Below are 18294 nucleotides of genomic sequence, written 5' to 3'. Positions count from 1 at the left end.
GTCGAGCGGCGGCAACAGGCAGGTCGGCAGCAACAGCGACGCCGGCACACCGCGCACCGCCATGCCGCCGTCGACCACCGGCAAATACCAGCGCAACGGCAAAGCGGCCAGCGGCGCGAACCAGTGCTCGGAAACACCGGCGCCGCAACACGCCTGCCAATGCTCGGGCAGCAACAGGTCGGCACCCTGCATCCAGCAGGCGGTGGCGAGCGCGCCAAGACCGGGCCGATCCGGCGTCACGTCGTCGGAAAGAATCATCAGAGCGCGCCCACTCGCCCGCGCGAGCGCCTCCGCCCAGGCAGCAAAGTCGGTGCCACGCGGCGCCTGCAGGGGCAGGAGCTGCATCGCTGTCGGGACATCGGAGCGCAGACGCGCCAGCAGCGGCAGTAGTTCCTGCGGCAACTCGCCGGGCGCCATGTCGCTTTGGCGCAGCATTCCCGTCGGCAGGCTCTGGCCATCGAGCAAGGCTTGCGCGACCAGCGCCGGCATCTCCAGCGGCTGCTGCCAGTCGAGCGAATCTCGCCCGGCCGGCAACTGCACGAGGCCGTGGCGAAACAGGGCGTGGCCCGCGTCGGCACAGGCGGCGATCGCCAGCGGATCGTCCCAGAGCCGCTGCGCCAGCGCCAGCGTCGGCCAGGGGCGCGACAGATCGTTCTGGCACGCCGCGCAGACGGCGCCGATCGAGGCATCGGCACGCCCGGCCAGCGCGCAGGCCAACACGAATTGTGCGGCAGCGGTCAGCGCACATTCGCTGGCCAGCCAGGTCCAATCACCGCGGCGGCGCGGGCGCAAACGCGCAGGTTCGAGCGCGGCGAGGCGCTCGCTCAGATAACGCGCGGCGATGTCGCGGTCGAAAAATGCACGCTTCTCGTCACGGAAGCGCGCGAGGTCGAGACTGTCCTGCAGTGCATCACCGACGGGCGGCAGCGCACCTGGCAGGGGTTCGGCGTCTGCGCCGCGCTGATGCCAGCACCATGCCACTTCGCGCCGCAACCGCAGCGTCACTTGTGCCAGCCAGAGCGCACAGGCCGGGTCGGCAACGGCAACGTCGGGGTTCATCAACACCGGTGTGGATGCGAGCGGCGCGTTCATGTCCAGCTCAGCAGCGGTGAGTCGAGCGCCTGCTCGCCATTGACGCGCAGAATGACGCGGTAGTTCGGATCGGGAGCCAGCGCCTGCGTATCGGTCACCGTGAACGTGAGCGTCGTCGCCGTGCCACCGGGCTGCGGCTCGAGCAGCAACTGCGCCTTGCCCTGCAGATAGAGTGCCGCATAGGTCGCGGCGGTGGCGCCACCGAGCTGGCTGCCGTGCACCAGGAAGGTGCCGGCAAGTCTGCCGAGCACCGGCGTCAGCGGCCCGGCGAGGTTGACCGAGGTGACGCGCGGCAGCAGGTGGCCGGCCACCGCGTTGCTGCTCAGCTGGTGACCGTCGGGCAGGGTGCGTGCGACGCAGACCGGGTAGCTGCCGGCGCTGATCGTGTCGGCAAGCGGAATGGTCGCTGTCAGCGCACCATCGAGCGTACTCGTTGCTGGATAAGTCGACGCGCCGACCAGGATCTGGTCGTAGCCTGCGAGTTCGCTGCCGCGCAACACGATCGACTGGCCGGCGCTGAAGCGCTCGGGTTCGATCGCACGGACGCGCGCGCCCAGACTCGGCAGCACGCTCGCGCCTTCGTACGGTTGCGGTGGTGGCAGCGGCTTGCCGATGCTCCTGACCGGCAGCGCATAGTCCGGTGCCTCTGCGGTGGACGCCAGCATCACCGGGCGGACCTGGAATGCAGCCGCGACGCGGAATTTCTCGTCACTGCCCTGCATGATCCGCGAGAGCAGTTCCACATCGGCCTCATCGAAGGTCAGGCGTAGCGGATCGGGGTTGCTGGCGAGCACGCTGTTGCTCGCGTCCGGCCGCACGATGCTCAGCGCATTGAGGGCGAGCAGGCCACGACCGAGCAGCCGATGTGCGACGATCGAGTCGCTCTCGGGACCGTCGAAGGCGGTCAGCAGGTAGTGCAGCACCAACCACACCGGTGGCGCCTGTCCGGCATCGAGCGGGCGGTTGCGTAGGTTGGCGTCGATGCTGATGCGGTAAAGGAAGAGGTTGAAGCTGCCACCGCCGCCGACCACTGCAGCCTTGCTGGCATCCTCGGGGCGGCCCACGGCCACCGCGTTGATGCCGGTCCTGGCCGCGAGCTGCACTTTCAGCAGTTCGCTGACGGCACCGATTGCCTCGCTGCTGGCGGCGAGCGACACGGCTCAGGCCCAGCGCAGGTAATGGCGCTGCAACGAAAAGCGCGGCGCCGGAATGGCTGCGAACACCGGCTGCGGCACCGCTGCAGGCGCCGGCTCAGGGGCGCGTACTGTGAGCGCGAGGGTGCCGATGCGGATTTCGTTGCGCGCAGCGGGAACGGGGTCGATGGCGGCAGTTGCCGTGGCGCGCTGCTCCAGGTGGGTGAAATCGACACGTGGCACCGGCGTCGCGACCGATGTCGCCGGCTCGCTGCTGCTCATTGCCTCGCGACGCGCTGGCTCTGCCGCGGCGAAGGGCGTTCCCGGTGCCCATTGCACGCCGAGCTGCGCGAGCATCGATCCGGCATCGAGAGGGGGCGCTGCGTCGACCCGGAGGGGGGGCGGGTTCGCCGCGTCATCCGACGGGTGCCGCGCGACACGCTGCCGGGAAAGGGACGACAGGGACGACAGGGGCGACGTCAGCCGTGCATCGATTCCCCTGGCCAAGGTCACGCCAGCCGGCGCAACCGCCAGCACATCGTGCCGCAATGTTGAGGTCGGCAAGCGCGCAGCCTCGGAAGACGGGGTGCCAGCCATCGCCGGCGCGGGCACGGGCGGTGCAGACTCGGCGCGCTGCCGGACTGGCAGGGTTGCTGGCGGTGGCGGCGGCACGTGCGGACCAGGGACGCCGTGGGCATCGTGCGCGACCGGTGGAAAGAGCACTGCCGACACCGGGGCCATCGCCGCGGGCGCTGCCGTCGTATCGGCGTTCGGCGCCGGCACTTCGACCTGCTGTTCGAGCGGCTTGATCGCCTGCGCCCGCGGAACGGTCTCGACACGCGCATCGATCTGTGCGGCAAGTCTCGCGAAATAGCCGCTCATGCCCAGCCCCGGGCAGCGATTTGCTGCAGGTAGTGCGCGCGACGCCAGCGCGGCAGCGCGAGAATTTCCGCTTCACTCCAGTGGAAGGCAGACGCGAGCTGCAGCACCTCTTCGAGCATTTTCGCTTGCGTGCCCGCGAAGCCGTCGAGCAGCCATGCTTCGAGGTCGCAGGCGACCGGCTGGTCGTGATCGCAGGCCGGGCAGCGGGTCTGTAACTGCAGGGCGGTGAGCGGATCGTGCGCGGCGAAGGCATCGTCGAGCGCACTCAGCCAGCCTGCCGGCGGGTGATGATCCGCGCCCACCGCTTGCCCGGCGACACTTTCGATCAGCGATGCGGCGAGCGTCTCCTGCGCCAGCACACCGTCGCGCCGCCAGCGCCGCAGATCATCAGCGCAGGGCAGGCGCAACGACACCTCGGTGCCGTCGTCGTCATACCAGGTAAAGCGCGGCGCTGCCGGGTCGCCGGCGAAGGTGCGCAGATCCAGGTCGAGAGCCATGGCTTCGCCACACGCGCTGCACGCCACCTGCAACTCGATGATGGCGTCGCCCGCAGCCAGGCGCATCGCGATCAGTGCCTGCAGACGCTGATTCAGAGTCCAGGTCCAGGGCTCGTCGATGCCGATGGCACGACCCTGCGTGTCCGACACACAGCTCACCAGCAAGGCGGTCACGGCGCTCGCCCGGTCGACGACGTCGAAGGCGATGTCGAGGTCGCAAGCAGCGCTGCCGAAGGCTCGCGCGCAGCAGCGCTGTGCGGCAGGCGCCGTAAACGTGGCCTTGGGCTCGTTCATGCCGCGGCTCCGTCCGCCCGATCCGACATCAACCCGCTTCGTTCGGCTCGGGCGTATCGACGTCGCGCACCCAGCCTTCGAGTTCGATCTTGATGTGCTCGATGGCAACCGCGTTGGCGTTCGCATCGAGGTCGGGCAAGGTGACGAACTCGCTGACCCAGCAGCGATAGAGGAAATAGCGCAGCGCCACCTGACTCTTCTCGTTGAGCACCTCTAGCGTCAGGTCCTTCTTGTAACCGGCCAGGTCCATCGCCGCATCGCCGGCATAACTCTGCACCGCGTTCGCCCACTTCTCGAATTCGATATCGTGGGTGATGCCGCGCTCCAGTGTGACGCCTTCGTAGCTGGAGCGACCGGGCGACTTGTGGTCATAGCTGTTCTGCCCGCCGCTGCGATGTTTGACGACTTCGGTGGTGCGCTTGAGCGAGCCGACCTTGGAGACGCCGAGGACCGTCTTGCCATCCCACAGCACGCGGAATTTGAAGTTCTTGTAGGGGTCGACGCGGGTGGCGTTGACAACGAATCCGGTATTGGCCATGACTTGGTTCTCCGCGCGGGGTTACAGATCGCCGGCGATCTGCTGGATACTGATGACGACGAACTCGGCGGGCTTCAGCGGCGCAAAGCCGACCTGGATGTTGACGATGCCCTTGTTGCGGTCGTCCTGGTTGGTGGTTTCGCCGTCGCACTTGACGAAGTAGGCTTCCTTCGGAGTGGCACCCTGGAAAGCGCCCTGGCGGAACAGCGAATTCATGTAGGCGCCGACGTTGAGCCGGATCTTGGCCCACAGCGGTTCGTCATTGGGCTCGAACACCACCCATTTGGTGCCACGGAACAAGGACTCTTCGAGCATCAGCGCCAGGCGGCGGATCGGCACATACTTCCATTCCGAGGCCATCTGGTCGGCGCCGACCAGCGTGCGTGCGCCCCAGGCCACGCCACCATATACCGGGAAGGTGCGCAGGCAGTTGATGGCCAGCGGGTTGAGCACGCCATTCTCGGCGTCGGTGAGCTTGGCATCGAGCTGCGCCACACCGTTGAGCACCGCCTCGATGCCGGCCGGTGCCTTCCAGACACCACGCTGGCTGTCGGTGCGGGCGTAGATGCCGGCCATCGTGCCGCTGGCGGCGATCGAGCGCAGACGAAAATCATTGACCGGATCGGGAACCTGCGTGCGTGGGAAATATACTGCCGAGTTGCGGTGGCGTAGCCCGGCAAACCTGTCCAGCCAGTCCTTGACCTCCTGCGTCTCGTCGATGCCCGTGGGTACGTCGATCAGCAGGAAGGCGCGCTTGAGTTCGCAGAAAGCGAGCGCTGCGCTGTAGATCGCGAGGGTATCCGTCTCGGCCACGCCGTCGGCCACCGCACGCGGGATGCACAGGATGTTGAACAGGTCGACACGGTCGAGCGCGTAAATGCCGGTGTTGAGCGCCGGATTGCCGATCAGGTCGGTCGCGCCGGGCGCCGTGCCGTCGCTGCCGGTGGTGCCGACCACCAAGGCGGCGATCACCGTTGCCGGACCACCCGCCGCGCCCGAACCCAGCGGGTATTGCTGTACATTGACCACGGCGGCGGCGTCGAAGCCGAGATCGCCCGCGGTCGTATCGGCGCCACTGAAGTCGGTAATGGTCAGCCGGTCGGTCGGCGAATAAGCCGTCGCGGTCCTGCTCGTCAACACACGCAGACGATTGGTCCCCACCACTTCGACGGTCGCCCCGGCCAATGGCGCCGGTACGCTCGTCGTGCCGGAAACCGACGTGCGAATGGCCTGCTCGATATAGCCCCGCAATTGCGCCAGGGTGCTCACCGTCTTCCCGCCTGCCGACCAGTCCACGAGCGTCGCATCGCGCGTCGGCAGCGCGCCCAGGGTCAGCTTGAACTGCTTGCCGGAGAGAGCATTCAGAGCGGCCAGCGTCGCCGGGCTGATGGCCGCTCCGAGGGTGCCGCCAGCGGCAGGCCGCTTGCCTGCAGCCGCGGCGCTGCCGGCACGCAGCTTGACCAGTTTCGAACTGTCGTTGACCACCTTGACCGCATACCGCGGCTGCGTCGTGTCCATGGTCAGGTTCAGGTAACGCTCGCTCGCCAGCGGCTTGGCGTTGGCCGCATTGCTGTCATAGCGGGTGATCGCGAGGTTGAAGGTGTGTTCCGGGTCGACGGTGGCGTAATCGACATCGATGCGCACATGGTTGCCCCACAGCCCCGCGTTCGCGGCCTCGGCCAGCAACACCTCGTCGGGCGCAGGCAGCATGTGCAGCGCCGCACCGGCCGCCGCTTCGCCGTTGGCGACCCGCACCACCAAGGCCGAGCTACCGCCGTTCAGGAAGTACTGCGCGATCGCGTAGCTGGCCTCGCTGCGATCGTCCAGGCCGCCGTAGATACGCTGAAAATCGGCCGTCCCGAAGATCTCGACGGCCGCGTCCGTCGGCCCTTCGCGGAAAAAATCGATGAACGCGGTGATCGAGGTGCCCACGCTGGTGATCGTGTGCACCCCGCTCGACACTTCCTGGATGTAGACGCCTGGATAAGTCACTTGCACCATGTGTGCCTCCTAGAACATTCGGATACCCGGGCCGAGCGTCTGCAATCGACGCTGGGAACTCCCTGCCTGCCATGCCTTGTCTTTCGCCGTCGCCACCGACAACCGCCAGGTGGCATTCACATTCACCTTGGCGCCTGCCTCGCTCCAGTCATCCATCATTTCGTTCCTTGGCGTGCCCGGAAGCGAAGATGACGCTGCCGTCGGGCAGCCGAATCTCCGTCAGCCTCCCCTGCTCGGTCATTGCCGCCAACGCTGTTTCGACATCATGCAGGGAAGCGTCGACCAAGCGGCGCGGCAACCACCATTGTTGTACTCCGACAGCGTTATCGGCCGCGTCCGGATGCGCCGCCAGGTAAGCCAGGATTGCCGTCTCCACATCTGTGGCGCCATTTCCCTTCCAGATCATTCACCCCCCCGCATCGGCAAGAATGCTGACTCAGTACAGCAAGGTCTGTGCCAGTCACACCAGATTCATTTTTCTTTCTATGAATCAATCGCATACCTTGCAGCAGCGAAGCGCTGTGGCGGTGCAATGCGGGGCGCTTCGGACACACTGGGTCAAAAATGACCCGCGCTTGCGAACCCGCCCTGCGCCAATGCCATGCCGGGGAGATCGGGAACGAAGCTGAATTTCGCCTGCGGGTTGGGCGCCGAACGCTTAAGTCAAGTGCTTTCGAGAGCGTTCTTGGCCCACTGGGCCGTCGCGTCCTCAGTGAAGCTGGAGCGTGCGAGTCCGTATTTGCGAACCAGCTTGTTGAGCCGGCTGCGGTCCTGACCGCAAAGACGCGCGGCCAGACTGATGTTACCGGCGGTGGTGGCGAGCAGGTGACTGAGGTACGATCGTTCGAATCGAGCAATGGCTTCGGCTTTGGCCTGACGGAAATCCGTGACCTGAACGGGTTCGGTCACCGGTGCTGCGGTCGTGCCGCACAACGGCGGCACCGACGGTATATTCAGAGACAGGGTTTCCCCCTCGTTGAGCAACAATTCCCGGTGCACCATGTTCTCCAGTTCACGCACATTGCCCGGCCAGTCATACCCGCGCAGGTGCGCCAGACTGTGCGGATTGATGGGAATCGCGGGCAGGCCATAGCGGCTGCAATAGCGCGCGACAAAAGCCTCGGCAAGCAGCAAGGCATCATCCCCACGCACGCGCAGCGGCGGCATGTCGAGAACCAGCACCTTGAGACGAAACAGCAGGTCCTGCCGGTAGCCGCCCTGACGGGTCAGTGCGGCCAGGTCGGTATTGCTGGCAGCGAGCACGCGGACATTGGCACGCCGGGATACCGAGCCGCCCACCGGCCGATATTCGAGGTCCTGCAGAAAGCGTAGCAGCGCGACCTGGGCATGTGCCCCGAGGGCTTCGATCTCGTCGAGGAACAGCGTCCCGCCTTCCGCCTGCGCCACCACCCCGCTGCGTGCCTCTCGGGCATCGGTGAAAGCGCCCCGGACATGTCCGAACAACTCGCTTTCGACCAGATTGTCGGGGATGGCACCGCAGTTGATCGGAACGAAAGGGGCGCTGCCGCGTGCCCCGGAATAGTGGATGGCACGCGCCGCCAGTTCCTTGCCAGTCCCGGTTTCACCCTCGATGAGCACCGGTGCATCGCAACGGGCAAGTTTGGCGATGAATGACAATACTTGGCGGAAGGCCGGGGATTCTCCGACAAAGATCGGGGCAGCATAGCGATCCTCAAACATCATCTCGTTCCTCCACTGGTCGTTCTTTCTGGCATGGTGGGGCACCGGACACCGTGTTTCTCGGACTGCCGACAAGGCATCTTGACCGGGCAACGCCACCAAGTCAAGTTCGAGGCCCGGAATCCGTATTAGTTGCGAACATGCTCTGTTAATTGAGATTTTTTGATCAGACCCGAGTCACAGGAACGGGGTGACAGGCCAGTCGAATCGCCCGAATCGCATTACGGGCATCGCCTGGTGCGCCAGACACGATGGCCCGTTGCAGCCCAACCCGGACCTCCGTCGATCGGAACGATGCGGTTGCCCGAATTGAGCCGGTCGCAAAGAGTTTCGCCTTGCACGTGGAAATACCCGACATCCAGTAGCCACGCTGTCAACAGGATATGTTGAGGCTTGTCGTCATCCTCGGTTCCGGGATTGCTTTGGTGTCTGTTGTGACTACAATGGCTACGTACAGTTCGTCGCCCGCAACGGGGTTCATGCCGCAAGGAAATTCCCGCACCAGTCCCAATCAGGATGACATATGACCAACCCCCCTTCACCATCGGAAAAACGCAAGCACGCTGCTGCCAAACGCATCGTCAGAAAGCTGGACGCCCGGGTGAAACCCGACACTGCCTCACCCACCGAGCCAGGTCTCGTCGATCAGGTGCGTGCGATGGCCGGCAGGTTGCTGGACATCAGCGCAGCCAGCGGGGTTGCCGGTCGCGCCCTGCAGACCGCCGGCAAGGTCAGCCGGGCGCTGCAGGATGGGCATCCGATCGACGCGGCCAGCGAAGTCGTGCGGGCGGTGCTGCCGGGGATGGCTGAACCTGCTGCCTGGGCCAAGACCGGTGCAGCGATTCGCTCGATGCGCGAGACAGCCGGACTGACGATCGCCGAAGTCGGTGCCGCCATCGACTTGAAGGATCCCTCGCTGATCGAGGCCCTCGAGAATGGCCGCATCGCCCTGTCGTTCGAACTGATTCTGCGCCTGGCAGCGGTTTTCGGTCGCAATGACCCGGTTGGCTTCGTGATGCGCTTTACCCGTACGACCCATCCCGAGGTGTGGAACAGTCTCGAAGAACTGGGCATCGGCAAACTGGTGCTGCAAACCGTTCGTGAACACCAGTTCGTCAACATCTATCGCAGCAATGACGCTGCACGTACGCTTAGCGACCAGGAATTTGCCGAAATTTTGAGCTTCACGCAGGCAGCCTTCGAGATGGCCATGGCCCTGCGCAGCCGATACCAGGATCGAAGCAGCGACGCTGACGCTGGCAGCGATCGCGACGAGTGAATCGGTCACACCGCAGACGGGGACATGCGGATGGGCCTGACCGGCAACGACGGCAAAGATTGCCGGTAGCCGCTGCCTCAGGTGGTGGTGATGATGTCGGGCGCGGCCTCCCCCATTGTCAGCGACCAGGCTTGCGGGCGCATTTGTATCCCTGCAACCGGCGTATGGCGCGGAAATCAGCGTACAGTCGGAAAATCCTCAGGACTGTCTGGCCCAGAAATTGCTTTTCTTCCTGCGGCACTCGGGTCGGTTTTGCCTGCTCGCGTGGCCGTGCAAATCGCAGCGCGGCGCTTAAGTGCGTCGCGACCGCAGGTGGTCAGGAGCAGTTGACCGGGATGATCCACTTTTTATCAGGACAAGACAATGTTGATTGGCAGCGTATTGAGTGCCGGCGCCTGGATTTCCCGACTGGGTCAACTGATCGGCAGCAGCGAAACGAACGCTGCGCAAGCCAGCAACAGCGCCGAGGCGTACCCGCCCGTCGGCCCTCCCGCCGGCGCTGGCATGCTCGACGCGGTTACCCAGGCTTTGGCAAAAATCGGCGTCGGCAGCAGTTCGAGTGCGTCGGGGAAGACTGCTGCTACAGCTTCGGCCTCGTCCTCGGCCGAGGATCCGGCACAGGCTCTGGCCGTATTCATGGACACCCTGATGGCTGCCTTGCACGCTCAAAGCGTCCGGGCCGCCACGAAAGACACGAACAGCAGGATCGCGGGTAGCCCCGATGACCCGCGCCACAATATCCAGTCGGACATGCAGAGACTGATCGAGACGTTGGCATCGTCACCTGGCAGTTCGACCGGCTCCGGATCGTCCGACTCCTCAGCAGACGCGCTGCAGCAAAGCTTCCAGAAACTCCTGAGCGCCGCCGGCGGGAGCAGCAGCAATGCGACGCTTTCCGACTTTCTGCTGGCCTTCGCCCGCAACCTGCCCGGCGCTTCATCTGTCGGAAACGTCGTCAGTACCAGAGTTTAAGGGGGGAGGTCGCATCAGCGACTGACGAACTTCCCCTCGCCCGCAAGCGGCAGGGGTCAGGTCTTCCGCTAGAATGGCGGAATCCGGACGTATTTTTCACCTTTGTTGCCTGCGCTGCCGAAGCAGCGAACTGACTCACGGCCTCATCATGCCATCTTGCCTTTTTCTGGTATTGCTGCTGTGCTCGCCGACCGTGCTCGCGCAAGCTGCACCGCCGCCGAACGCCGAACGCCAGAAGCAACTCGTGCATCTGGTCCGCCAGGATTGCGGCTCGTGCCACGGCATGACGCTGCAAGGCGGTCTTGGACCCTCGCTGAAACCGCAGTCGCTGCAGAACAAACCGGTCGATTCGCTGGTGGCTACGATCTACAACGGTCGGCCAGGGACGCCGATGCCGCCCTGGCAGCGCTTCCTGAGCGAGGCGGAGGCACGCTGGATCGTCGAACAGTTGCTGGCCGGATTTCCCGAATAACCGCTCGCCGGAAACGGAAATGGGCACGGCCCGGCGTTGCTTCCCTTGTCCACCGGGCTCCTGGTACCGCCGTCGAGGCTCTCGCGCTCAATCAGGCCTGAGCGGAAAAGCATGGGCTGGCAGCGTGCCGCTGCCCAACCGAACGATCGTAATCGCCGCCTTGCAGGGCAGAGATGAACAGCTTGTCATCCTCCCTGATGTGACGTTCGAACCAGTACTCGCAGAAGCGCAGGAAGGAATGCGCGTCCTGCCCACCGTTGATGACTTCACCGAGAGCCTTGTGCAACAGGCGCAGCGTATCGGTATGGATCTTGGCATGGTCGGTGAAATCCAGTCCCGCCTCCTCGGCAATCCGTTCTTCGGTGGCAAAATGGATCGCGAAGTAATCGAGGAGCTTGCCGAACTCGTCGACCGGCATGTGATGGTGTTCAAAGCAGCTGGTCTTGAGGAAGTCAATGAAGTTGAAGATTTCTTCATGCTGAGCGTCGACTTCCGGCAAATCGACCAACAGCCCGTCCGGCAGCATGCCGGGAATGTACATGGTCATCACAAGTCTCCTCTTGTCACCAATGGGTATCCTTTATTATCCTCTCAGTATAGAAGGTCCACCTCCAGAACTCCAGAGAAACCGGATTTAAGTCAGGCCGGTATCTTCCCGGCCATGGCCTGTCCGTCAAGAACTTGCGAACAGCCAGAGATTTCTGGCGGGGATCAGAAGCAGGCGTTTCATCGATTTCTCGTATCGTCGTGGCTTTCCTCACGGCGTGCCGCGTGCGACAGTGCTAGGCTATCATCGGATCAAGGATTGGCGACGTGGCCGGAATGGCCCTGCCAACCACTGATTCGGGTGTTAATTCAGCAGAAAAAGCGATCAGACTTTCCATGGGTATGCCGTTACTGATCATGGCTGGCCAATAAATTTGAAAAATTTGAAAAACAAGCCTAACTTTTTGGATGAACACTCACTATAATGATGCTGCGCTGCAACAATACTCTGGCTCACAAGGTCGCGGTTGACGGCTTGCAGTGTTTGGCATCGCCAGTTTTTCAGGAGTACTTGTATGAAAGCACCAAAAATTTTGCCGTGGATCGCCCACAAAACGGGCATCAGCGAAGAACTTGCGCTCAAACTTTGGCGCCGTGCGGCTGGGGAAGCCGAAATCATCGCCGGCTGCTGCAACAGTTCGGATTTTTATCGCCTGGCTGTGGAACGTTTTATCGACTTCGCCGAAGCCGAGGGCACGTCCTCTGTGGTGCGTCAAACGGCCGGGACCAGGAGCTGCATTTCCTGGCTGTGGCGCCACCAGAACCGGATCTCGAAACTGAACATGATTACCCTCGAGAACATCATGAGACTGGGCCTGTCGAACTGGACCGGCATGTTCCCGGGTCCGCATCACCCTGCCTGAGAGCCTCGGCAGGCTTGACTCAGTGACGCACCACGACCGGCAAGGCAATCTGCAGCGAATCTGCAATTTGCACCGCCAATGCGTTCGCTTCGCTCTGTGTCGGCAGTTGTGTGAGACGAACGGTGTAATCGTAGCCGCCGCCGGCACTTGCTCGCGGCATGATCCGGACCGGGTAACCGGCGGCACGTGCTCGGTCGTACAAAGACAAGGTTGCTGCTTCGCTATTGAGCGTTGCCAGTTCGACTGCCCACCGACCGCGACGCGTAGGGTGGCGACCGGCGGCCGGGAGCGTGCCTGTTCGCACGGCAACGGGGGGCGCCGCCGGTAGCGCGGTCTGCGCTGCCAGCGATGCGAGCTGGCCGGCAGTGACTGCCTCGATCGGCGCCGGTGCATCCCCTTTTGGTGCCAGGTAGCAGCTTGGCGCAGCATCGATCTGCAGTGCCTCCGCCAATGGGTGCAGCACCGCAATACTTCCCTCCAGCAGACAGATGCGGTCACCTTCCGCATCGACTCTACCCAGGACATCGGTTCCCCGGATTCCCGCAGTCAGCGTGCCAACGCGCAGATTGACAGCGCGCTGCCGATAATTCCTGGCAAAGGCGCTGGTGCTGAAACGCACCGCGCCTTGCTGGACATCCAGAGCGGCCGTGAACACCTGCGCTGCACGTACGCCAAGCGCGTTCAGGTCGAGGCGGCTGTCGGCCGCGATTGCGACCGTACTGCCATCGCCCAGCCGGATTCTGACCCGTGCCCCAGGGCCGCTGATCACCCGATCGCGATTCTGCAGAACCATCCCTGGTGTCAGCTCCTGCCGGACGCCGAGTCGCTCAAGCCAGGCAGGCATCAGCACTCCGTCCACGATGGCGTCGGCTCCCGTTACTGCGCTTGCTGCCTGCGGCAGCAGACTCCCGGTAAGCATGGCGAAAAGAGCGCAGATACAATGCCTGTTCATTGACGGTTCCTTGCGACCAGGGGAAAGGAGGGGATTCTAACATTGTGCCCAGCGCAACCTGCGCGAGCTGTGGAGCCGGCTTGCGTTTGTTCGCACAGCGGCTAGACTGCCGCAATGCAAGCAGACTTGAGTGACGAACGACTGATGCTGGCCTATTGTGCGGGTGATACAGATGCGTTCACGACGCTCTATCGTCGTTATCGCGGCTCGCTCTATCGCTATCTGGCGCAGCAATGCGGTGACCCGGCAGTGGCCGAAGAACTTTATCAGGAAGTCTGGATCAAGGTGGTCAAGGCCCGCGCCGACTACCAGCCGCTGGCCCGCTTCTCGACATGGGTTTTCCGGATCGCACGCCACCGGCTGATCGATCACTACCGAAAACATTCGTCACCAGCGCTGGCACAGTTGGCACCGAACACTGACGATCAGGATGAGGTCGACGACCTGATTGCCTGCCTGCCGGCTCCCGGCCATGAGACGCCGCACGCCTTGCACGAGCGGCAACATGCGGCGCAAAGGATCAACCTGGCGCTGGCAGCGTTGCCACCAACCCAGCGCGAAGTCTTTCTGCTCGCCGAAGAGGGTGGGCTGACCCTGGAGGAAATTGCCGTCGCCACCGACAGCGGCCGTGAAACGACCAAGAGCCGGTTGCGCTATGCGCTGACCAAACTCAGACACTCGCTGCAGGACCTGTTATGACCGAGCGCCCCGAGGATTCTCCGAGCGATCCGCAACTCTCCCGATTATATCGAGAGCATGCGACTGAGCAGCCGTCACGCGCCACGGACGAGCGCATTCTCGCGGCGGCACGGGCGGCACTGGCAGAATCGCCGGCACACCCACATCGCGACACCTGGTGGCTGCGCTGGCGTACACCACTGGCCCTTGCCACGACCTTGCTGTTGACCATCACCCTGGCTTTGCTGCAGGAGCGGCAGCCAGGCGGTCTGCCGCCGGCACCGAACCTGCAGCAGGAAACCCCGTCAGCGCGACATGAGGCGCCGAGTCGTGGCGTCCGCGAGCAGGCGGGTTCCACTGCCGCGCCTGAACCGGCCAGGCCGGCCACGCGATCTCCACAGCCCAGCGAAGCGCAGGCCAAATTGGCAAAGCCCTCGGGCAGCACTGGCGAGCGCGACCGTCCATTGCAATCCGACCTCGTTGCCGAACCAGGGCTGGCCGCGACCCCATCGCGCAAGTCCTTGCCCGCCGCAGCACCGGCGGCGCCAGCCGTGCTGGACAGCGCTCCTTCGCCCGCTGCCGCGGTCAGCGACAGTCAGGCGGCAAGGCGTCTCGACTCAGCTCCTGCAGCCGAGCGAGCGGCAGCATCGGCACTGGCCAAGACCGAAAACGGCCGCAGCGCCAGCGTCTGGCTGGACGAAATCCGTGCACTGCGGCGCGATGGCAAGACCCTTGAAGCCGAACGGCAACTGCAGGAGTTTCGTCGGGCGAACCCGGATTACCCGCTACCGGACGAATTTCGTCAATGAATTGACCCCGTTTACCGGCGGCGGGCGTTTACATGGTCATTACATCACCCAAGGAGTCCATCATGAAAAAACTCGCCGCCCTCTTCGCTGCCCTGCCGCTGGCCGGCTGCATCAGCATCGCCGACGCCGGCGCACTGGTCGATGTCGGCATCATCGACCGCAGCAGTGGTCAGACGCTGGAAGTCTATCGCCACCACGGCCGCCTGTACGTGGTCGGGACTCCCGGCAACCGCTACGCGGTGATGTTGCGCAACAAGAGCGCCGGTCGTGTGCTGACCGTGCTCTCGGTTGACGGCATCAATGCGCTCAGCGGCCAGACTGCCGCCACCTCACAATCAGGTTACGTCCTGGTGGCGCGACAATCGGCCGAGATCTCCGGCTGGCGCAAGAGCATGGACGATGTGGCCGCGTTCTATTTCACCAGCGTTGCCGACAGCTATGCCGGCCGCACCGACCGCCCACAGAACGTCGGTGTGGTTGGCGTTGCCGTCTATCGGGAAGCCGAGCCATTGCCGCCGCCGCAGGTCACGATGCCGTCGCGGGAGCGTGACGAGGCTCCTGCTGCCGATAGCGCGTCGTCGAACGCCGCGGCCAGGGCGGTTGCGCCGACGCCTTCGCCAGCGCCCGGCAAGCTGGCGGAGAGTCAGGGTCGTCTGGGCACCGGCCACGGCGAACGCATCAGCGCGCCGACGCAATACACCGAGTTTCGACGTGCCAGTGACGCGCCCTCCGAGGTGCTGACCATTCATTACGACAGCTATACCAATCTGCTCGCCCAGGGCATCATTCCACGGCCCCGGCAACAGCCGACGCCGAATCCGTTTCCGAAACCCTTTCCGGGCGGCTTCGTGCCCGATCCGCGGAACTGAGCCGCTTCGCAATCTCCCGATCAGGGCAAGCGCAAGCACGTATGCGTATAATCCGCGCTTCAGCCTCTTTCTGGATTGTGACCGGCCATGCAGGAAAAGTATCAACCCGCGGACGTGGAAATCGCTGCTCAGGACTTCTGGAACCGGAGCGGCGCGGCGCGCGCCCTCGAGGACGCCAGTCGGCCCAAGTACTACTGCCTGTCGATGTTCCCCTATCCTTCGGGCAAGCTGCACATGGGGCACGTGCGCAACTACACGATCGGCGACGTACTCGCGCGCTTTCACCGGATGCTCGGCTACAATGTCCTGCAGCCGATGGGCTGGGACGCCTTCGGCATGCCCGCGGAAAACGCCGCCATCCAGAATGATGTGCCGCCGGCGCAATGGACCTACGCCAACATCGACTACATGAAGACGCAACTCAAGCGTCTGGGTTTTGCGGTCGACTGGGAGCGCGAAATCGCCACTTGCCGGCCCGAGTACTACCGCTGGGAGCAATGGCTGTTCACCCGCCTGTACGAGAAGGGCCTGATCTACCAGAGACTGGGAACCGTCAACTGGGACCCGGTCGACCAGACCGTGCTGGCCAACGAGCAGGTCATCGATGGGCGTGGCTGGCGTTCGGGTGCGCCGATCGAGAAGCGCGAGATCCCGATGTATTACATGAAGATCACCGCCTACGCCGAGGAACTGCTGGCCGACCTCGACCATCTCGACGGCTGGCCGGAGCAGGTTCGCCTGATGCAGAAGAACTGGATCGGCAAGAGCGTCGGCGTGCGCTTCGCCTTTCCCTATCAACTCGATGGCGAGACGGGTCTGCTGTGGGTGTTCACGACGCGCGCCGATACCATCATGGGCGTCACCTTCTGCGCCGTCGCTGCCGAGCATCCGTTGGCTGCCTACGCGGCAGCGCGCGACCCCAGGGTGGCGGCTTTTGTCGAGGAATGCAAACAGGGTGGCGTCGCCGAAGCAGACCTGGCGACGATGGACAAGAAAGGCCTGCCGACCGGCATTTTCGTCACGCATCCGCTGAGTGGCGAACAGATCGAGGTATGGATCGGCAACTACGTGCTGATGAGCTACGGCGACGGCGCAGTGATGGCGGTGCCGGCGCACGACGAGCGCGACTTCGCCTTTGCCAGAAAATACGGATTGCCGATCAAACAGGTGATTGCCGTGGCGGGCGAGACCTTCTCGCTCGATGGCTGGCAGGAATGGTACGCGGACAAGCAGCGCGGCGTCTGCGTCAACTCCGGCAAGTACGACGGCCTGGATTGCAAGACGGCAGTCGAAGCCATCGCCGCCGACCTCGCCGCCAAAGGTCTGGGCGAGAAGAAGGTCCAGTTCCGCCTGCGCGACTGGGGAATTTCCCGGCAGCGCTACTGGGGCTGCCCGATTCCGATCATCCACTGTGCGACCTGCGGCGACCTGCCGGTCCCTGACCAGGACCTGCCGGTGGTCCTGCCGGAGAACATCACGATTGGCGGTGCCGGTTCGCCACTCGCCAGGATGCCCGAATTCTATGAGACGACCTGTCCCGGATGCGGCGGCAAGGCAAGGCGCGAAACCGACACCATGGATACCTTCGTCGAGTCCTCGTGGTATTTCCTGCGCTATTGCTGTCCGGACAATGATCACGCGATGGTCGACGAGCGCGTCTCCTACTGGTGCGCGGGCGGCATCGACCAGTACATCGGCGGCATCGAACACGCCATCCTGCACCTGCTCTACTCGCGCTTCTGGACCAAGCTGATGCGCGACCTCGGCCTGTTTGGCGAGCACCGGCTCGACGAGCCCTTTGCCCATCTGCTGACGCAGGGCATGGTCGTGGCGCCAACTTTCTACCGCGAGGACAGCCATGGCAAGAAACAATGGCTCAATCCCGCCGAGGTCGACGCCGTGCATGACGAACGTGGCCGAGCCGTCGGCGCGACGCTGCGCGCCGACGGCCTGCCGGTGATCGTCGGCGGCATCGAGAAGATGTCGAAGTCGAAGAACAACGGCGTCGATCCACAGGCGCTGATCGAACAGTTCGGCGCTGATACCGCGCGCCTGTTCATCATGTTCGCAAGTCCACCGGACCAGTCGCTGGAATGGTCCGACGCCGGCGTCGAAGGGGCATTCCGTTTCCTCAAGCGGCTCTGGCGAATCGTCTACGAGCATGTCTCGGCTGGCCCGGTGGCGCCGACCCCGGCTGCGCATTTGTCTACCGAGCTGCAGGGCCTGCGTCGGCAGTTACACCAGACGATCGGCAAGGTCGCCGACGATTACGGGCGGCGCAAGCAGTTCAATACCGCCATCGCCGCAGTCATGGAGTTGCTCAACGCTTATGGCCGTATCGCCGACGACTCGGCCGCCGGGCGCGCCGTCAGACAGGAAACGCTCGAAGCGGTGACGCTGATGCTCAACCCGATCGTGCCGCATATCTGCGAAGCGCTCTACGCGGCCTTGAGACCCGGCCACACCCTCTCCGGCCAGGCCTTTCCGAAACCTGACGCAAGCGCGCTGGTGCAGAACGAAATCGAACTGGTACTGCAGATCAACGGCAAGCTGCGCGGCAGCCTGCGGGTGCCGGCGGGAGCTGACCGGGCAAGCATCGAAAGCGCTGCGCTGGCCTCTGAAGCGGCACAGAAGCATCTGGCCGGCACCGCGCCCAGAAAGCTGATCATGGTTCCCGGTCGCCTGATCAATATCGTCACCTGAAACTTTGCGAAAG

At 64.0% G+C, this 18294-nt stretch carries 18 protein-coding genes and 1 pseudogene; 8 read left to right on the top strand and 11 right to left on the bottom strand.

The features are described 5' to 3' along the window. From CAPSK01_RS22680 to CAPSK01_RS10890, 9 genes and pseudogenes are all read right to left on the bottom strand, one after another. Positions 1-1092: pseudogene (locus CAPSK01_RS22680) on the bottom strand (hypothetical protein); the annotation flags it as partial. Beyond that, positions 1089-2249 (bottom strand): Pvc16 family protein, encoded by a 1161-nt coding sequence (locus tag CAPSK01_RS10920; protein ID WP_034926250.1) that lies wholly within the window; start codon positions 2247-2249, stop codon positions 1089-1091. The pseudogene CAPSK01_RS22680 and the gene CAPSK01_RS10920, both read right to left, overlap by 4 nt. Before the next feature lie 3 nt (positions 2250-2252). Next, entirely contained in the window at positions 2253-3107 is an 855-nt protein-coding gene (locus CAPSK01_RS10915; RefSeq protein WP_034926247.1) for a hypothetical protein, read from the bottom strand. Continuing rightward, the gene (locus tag CAPSK01_RS22675) at positions 3104-3898 is read right to left on the bottom strand and encodes a hypothetical protein (RefSeq protein WP_273703507.1); all 795 of its coding nucleotides are present in this window, start codon (positions 3896-3898) and stop codon (positions 3104-3106) included. Before CAPSK01_RS22675 ends, CAPSK01_RS10915 begins: the two co-directional genes overlap by 4 nt. A 28-nt stretch (positions 3899-3926) precedes the next feature. Then, the gene (locus CAPSK01_RS10905) at positions 3927-4436 is read right to left on the bottom strand and encodes a phage tail protein (protein WP_034919658.1); all 510 of its coding nucleotides are present in this window, start codon (positions 4434-4436) and stop codon (positions 3927-3929) included. A gap of 21 nt (positions 4437-4457) precedes the next feature. Next, positions 4458-6437, bottom strand: coding sequence for a phage tail sheath C-terminal domain-containing protein (locus CAPSK01_RS10900; protein ID WP_034926245.1), 1980 nt, complete (start codon positions 6435-6437; stop codon positions 4458-4460). 9 nt (positions 6438-6446) lie between these two features. Next, entirely contained in the window at positions 6447-6596 is a 150-nt protein-coding gene (locus CAPSK01_RS22670) for a hypothetical protein (RefSeq protein WP_273703506.1), read from the bottom strand. Next, entirely contained in the window at positions 6586-6843 is a 258-nt protein-coding gene (locus tag CAPSK01_RS10895) for a hypothetical protein (RefSeq protein ID WP_034926243.1), read from the bottom strand. Before CAPSK01_RS10895 ends, CAPSK01_RS22670 begins: the two co-directional genes overlap by 11 nt. A gap of 257 nt (positions 6844-7100) precedes the next feature. Next, on the bottom strand, positions 7101-8141 hold the full coding sequence (locus CAPSK01_RS10890) for a sigma-54 dependent transcriptional regulator (RefSeq protein ID WP_273703505.1): 1041 nt from the start codon (positions 8139-8141) through the stop codon (positions 7101-7103). A 520-nt stretch (positions 8142-8661) separates the two neighbouring features. On the opposite strand from CAPSK01_RS10890, the gene CAPSK01_RS10885 reads away from it, so the two are divergent. From CAPSK01_RS10885 to CAPSK01_RS10875, 3 genes are all read left to right on the top strand, one after another. After that, positions 8662-9417, top strand: coding sequence for a helix-turn-helix transcriptional regulator (locus tag CAPSK01_RS10885; RefSeq protein WP_273703504.1), 756 nt, complete (start codon positions 8662-8664; stop codon positions 9415-9417). A gap of 363 nt (positions 9418-9780) precedes the next feature. Then, the gene (locus tag CAPSK01_RS10880) at positions 9781-10389 is read left to right on the top strand and encodes a hypothetical protein (protein ID WP_034926241.1); all 609 of its coding nucleotides are present in this window, start codon (positions 9781-9783) and stop codon (positions 10387-10389) included. A gap of 148 nt (positions 10390-10537) precedes the next feature. After that, entirely contained in the window at positions 10538-10861 is a 324-nt protein-coding gene (locus tag CAPSK01_RS10875) for a cytochrome c (protein WP_034926695.1), read from the top strand. 91 nt (positions 10862-10952) lie between these two features. On the opposite strand, the gene CAPSK01_RS10870 is transcribed toward CAPSK01_RS10875, so the two are convergent. Next, complete coding sequence (locus CAPSK01_RS10870) at positions 10953-11408, bottom strand: hemerythrin family protein (protein ID WP_034926240.1); 456 nt, start codon at positions 11406-11408, stop codon at positions 10953-10955. 514 nt (positions 11409-11922) lie between these two features. Between CAPSK01_RS10870 and CAPSK01_RS10865 the strand changes: the two genes are divergently transcribed. Further along, positions 11923-12270 carry a hypothetical protein gene (locus CAPSK01_RS10865; RefSeq protein ID WP_034926238.1) on the top strand — a complete coding sequence of 116 codons (348 nt, stop codon included), beginning with the start codon at positions 11923-11925 and terminating at the stop codon, positions 12268-12270. A gap of 19 nt (positions 12271-12289) precedes the next feature. Here CAPSK01_RS10865 and CAPSK01_RS10860 read toward each other — a convergent pair whose 3' ends face one another. Next, positions 12290-13222: a FecR domain-containing protein gene (locus CAPSK01_RS10860; protein ID WP_273703503.1), complete on the bottom strand. Its 933-nt coding sequence runs from the start codon at positions 13220-13222 to the stop codon at positions 12290-12292. 126 nt (positions 13223-13348) lie between these two features. Between CAPSK01_RS10860 and CAPSK01_RS10855 the strand changes: the two genes are divergently transcribed. The 4 genes from CAPSK01_RS10855 to leuS all read left to right on the top strand — a co-directional run bounded on the left by CAPSK01_RS10855 (position 13349) and on the right by leuS (position 18281). After that, positions 13349-13921 (top strand): sigma-70 family RNA polymerase sigma factor, encoded by a 573-nt coding sequence (locus tag CAPSK01_RS10855; RefSeq protein ID WP_273703502.1) that lies wholly within the window; start codon positions 13349-13351, stop codon positions 13919-13921. Continuing rightward, the gene (locus CAPSK01_RS22665; RefSeq protein ID WP_273703501.1) at positions 13918-14709 is read left to right on the top strand and encodes a hypothetical protein; all 792 of its coding nucleotides are present in this window, start codon (positions 13918-13920) and stop codon (positions 14707-14709) included. Before CAPSK01_RS10855 ends, CAPSK01_RS22665 begins: the two co-directional genes overlap by 4 nt. Positions 14710-14771: 62 nt before the next feature. Continuing rightward, positions 14772-15578, top strand: a complete 807-nt coding sequence (locus CAPSK01_RS10845; RefSeq protein WP_034926233.1) for a hypothetical protein — start codon at positions 14772-14774, stop codon at positions 15576-15578. An 87-nt stretch (positions 15579-15665) separates the two neighbouring features. Next, positions 15666-18281 (top strand): leucine--tRNA ligase, encoded by a 2616-nt coding sequence (leuS, locus tag CAPSK01_RS10840; RefSeq protein ID WP_034926232.1) that lies wholly within the window; start codon positions 15666-15668, stop codon positions 18279-18281. Positions 18282-18294: the final 13 nt, after the last annotated feature.

Source organism: Candidatus Accumulibacter vicinus (assembly GCF_000584955.1).
GTDB classification, from domain to species: domain Bacteria; phylum Pseudomonadota; class Gammaproteobacteria; order Burkholderiales; family Rhodocyclaceae; genus Accumulibacter; species Accumulibacter vicinus.
This window is presented reverse-complemented; position numbering and strand designations above follow the sequence as displayed.

Coding starts and splice junctions, on each gene's coding strand:
- CAPSK01_RS10870 (WP_034926240.1), bottom strand. CDS start 11,408: ATGACCATGTACATTCCCGGCATGCTGCCGGACGGGCTGTTGGTCGAT.
- CAPSK01_RS22665 (WP_273703501.1), top strand. CDS start 13,918: ATGACCGAGCGCCCCGAGGATTCTCCGAGCGATCCGCAACTCTCCCGA.
- CAPSK01_RS10905 (WP_034919658.1), bottom strand. CDS start 4,436: ATGGCCAATACCGGATTCGTTGTCAACGCCACCCGCGTCGACCCCTAC.
- CAPSK01_RS10880 (WP_034926241.1), top strand. CDS start 9,781: ATGTTGATTGGCAGCGTATTGAGTGCCGGCGCCTGGATTTCCCGACTG.
- CAPSK01_RS10915 (WP_034926247.1), bottom strand. CDS start 3,107: ATGAGCGGCTATTTCGCGAGACTTGCCGCACAGATCGATGCGCGTGTC.
- CAPSK01_RS22675 (WP_273703507.1), bottom strand. CDS start 3,898: ATGAACGAGCCCAAGGCCACGTTTACGGCGCCTGCCGCACAGCGCTGC.
- CAPSK01_RS10895 (WP_034926243.1), bottom strand. CDS start 6,843: ATGATCTGGAAGGGAAATGGCGCCACAGATGTGGAGACGGCAATCCTG.
- CAPSK01_RS10860 (WP_273703503.1), bottom strand. CDS start 13,222: ATGAACAGGCATTGTATCTGCGCTCTTTTCGCCATGCTTACCGGGAGT.
- CAPSK01_RS10865 (WP_034926238.1), top strand. CDS start 11,923: ATGAAAGCACCAAAAATTTTGCCGTGGATCGCCCACAAAACGGGCATC.
- CAPSK01_RS10845 (WP_034926233.1), top strand. CDS start 14,772: ATGAAAAAACTCGCCGCCCTCTTCGCTGCCCTGCCGCTGGCCGGCTGC.
- CAPSK01_RS10875 (WP_034926695.1), top strand. CDS start 10,538: ATGCCATCTTGCCTTTTTCTGGTATTGCTGCTGTGCTCGCCGACCGTG.
- CAPSK01_RS10900 (WP_034926245.1), bottom strand. CDS start 6,437: ATGGTGCAAGTGACTTATCCAGGCGTCTACATCCAGGAAGTGTCGAGC.
- CAPSK01_RS10885 (WP_273703504.1), top strand. CDS start 8,662: ATGACCAACCCCCCTTCACCATCGGAAAAACGCAAGCACGCTGCTGCC.
- leuS (WP_034926232.1), top strand. CDS start 15,666: ATGCAGGAAAAGTATCAACCCGCGGACGTGGAAATCGCTGCTCAGGAC.
- CAPSK01_RS22670 (WP_273703506.1), bottom strand. CDS start 6,596: ATGATGGATGACTGGAGCGAGGCAGGCGCCAAGGTGAATGTGAATGCC.
- CAPSK01_RS10890 (WP_273703505.1), bottom strand. CDS start 8,141: ATGATGTTTGAGGATCGCTATGCTGCCCCGATCTTTGTCGGAGAATCC.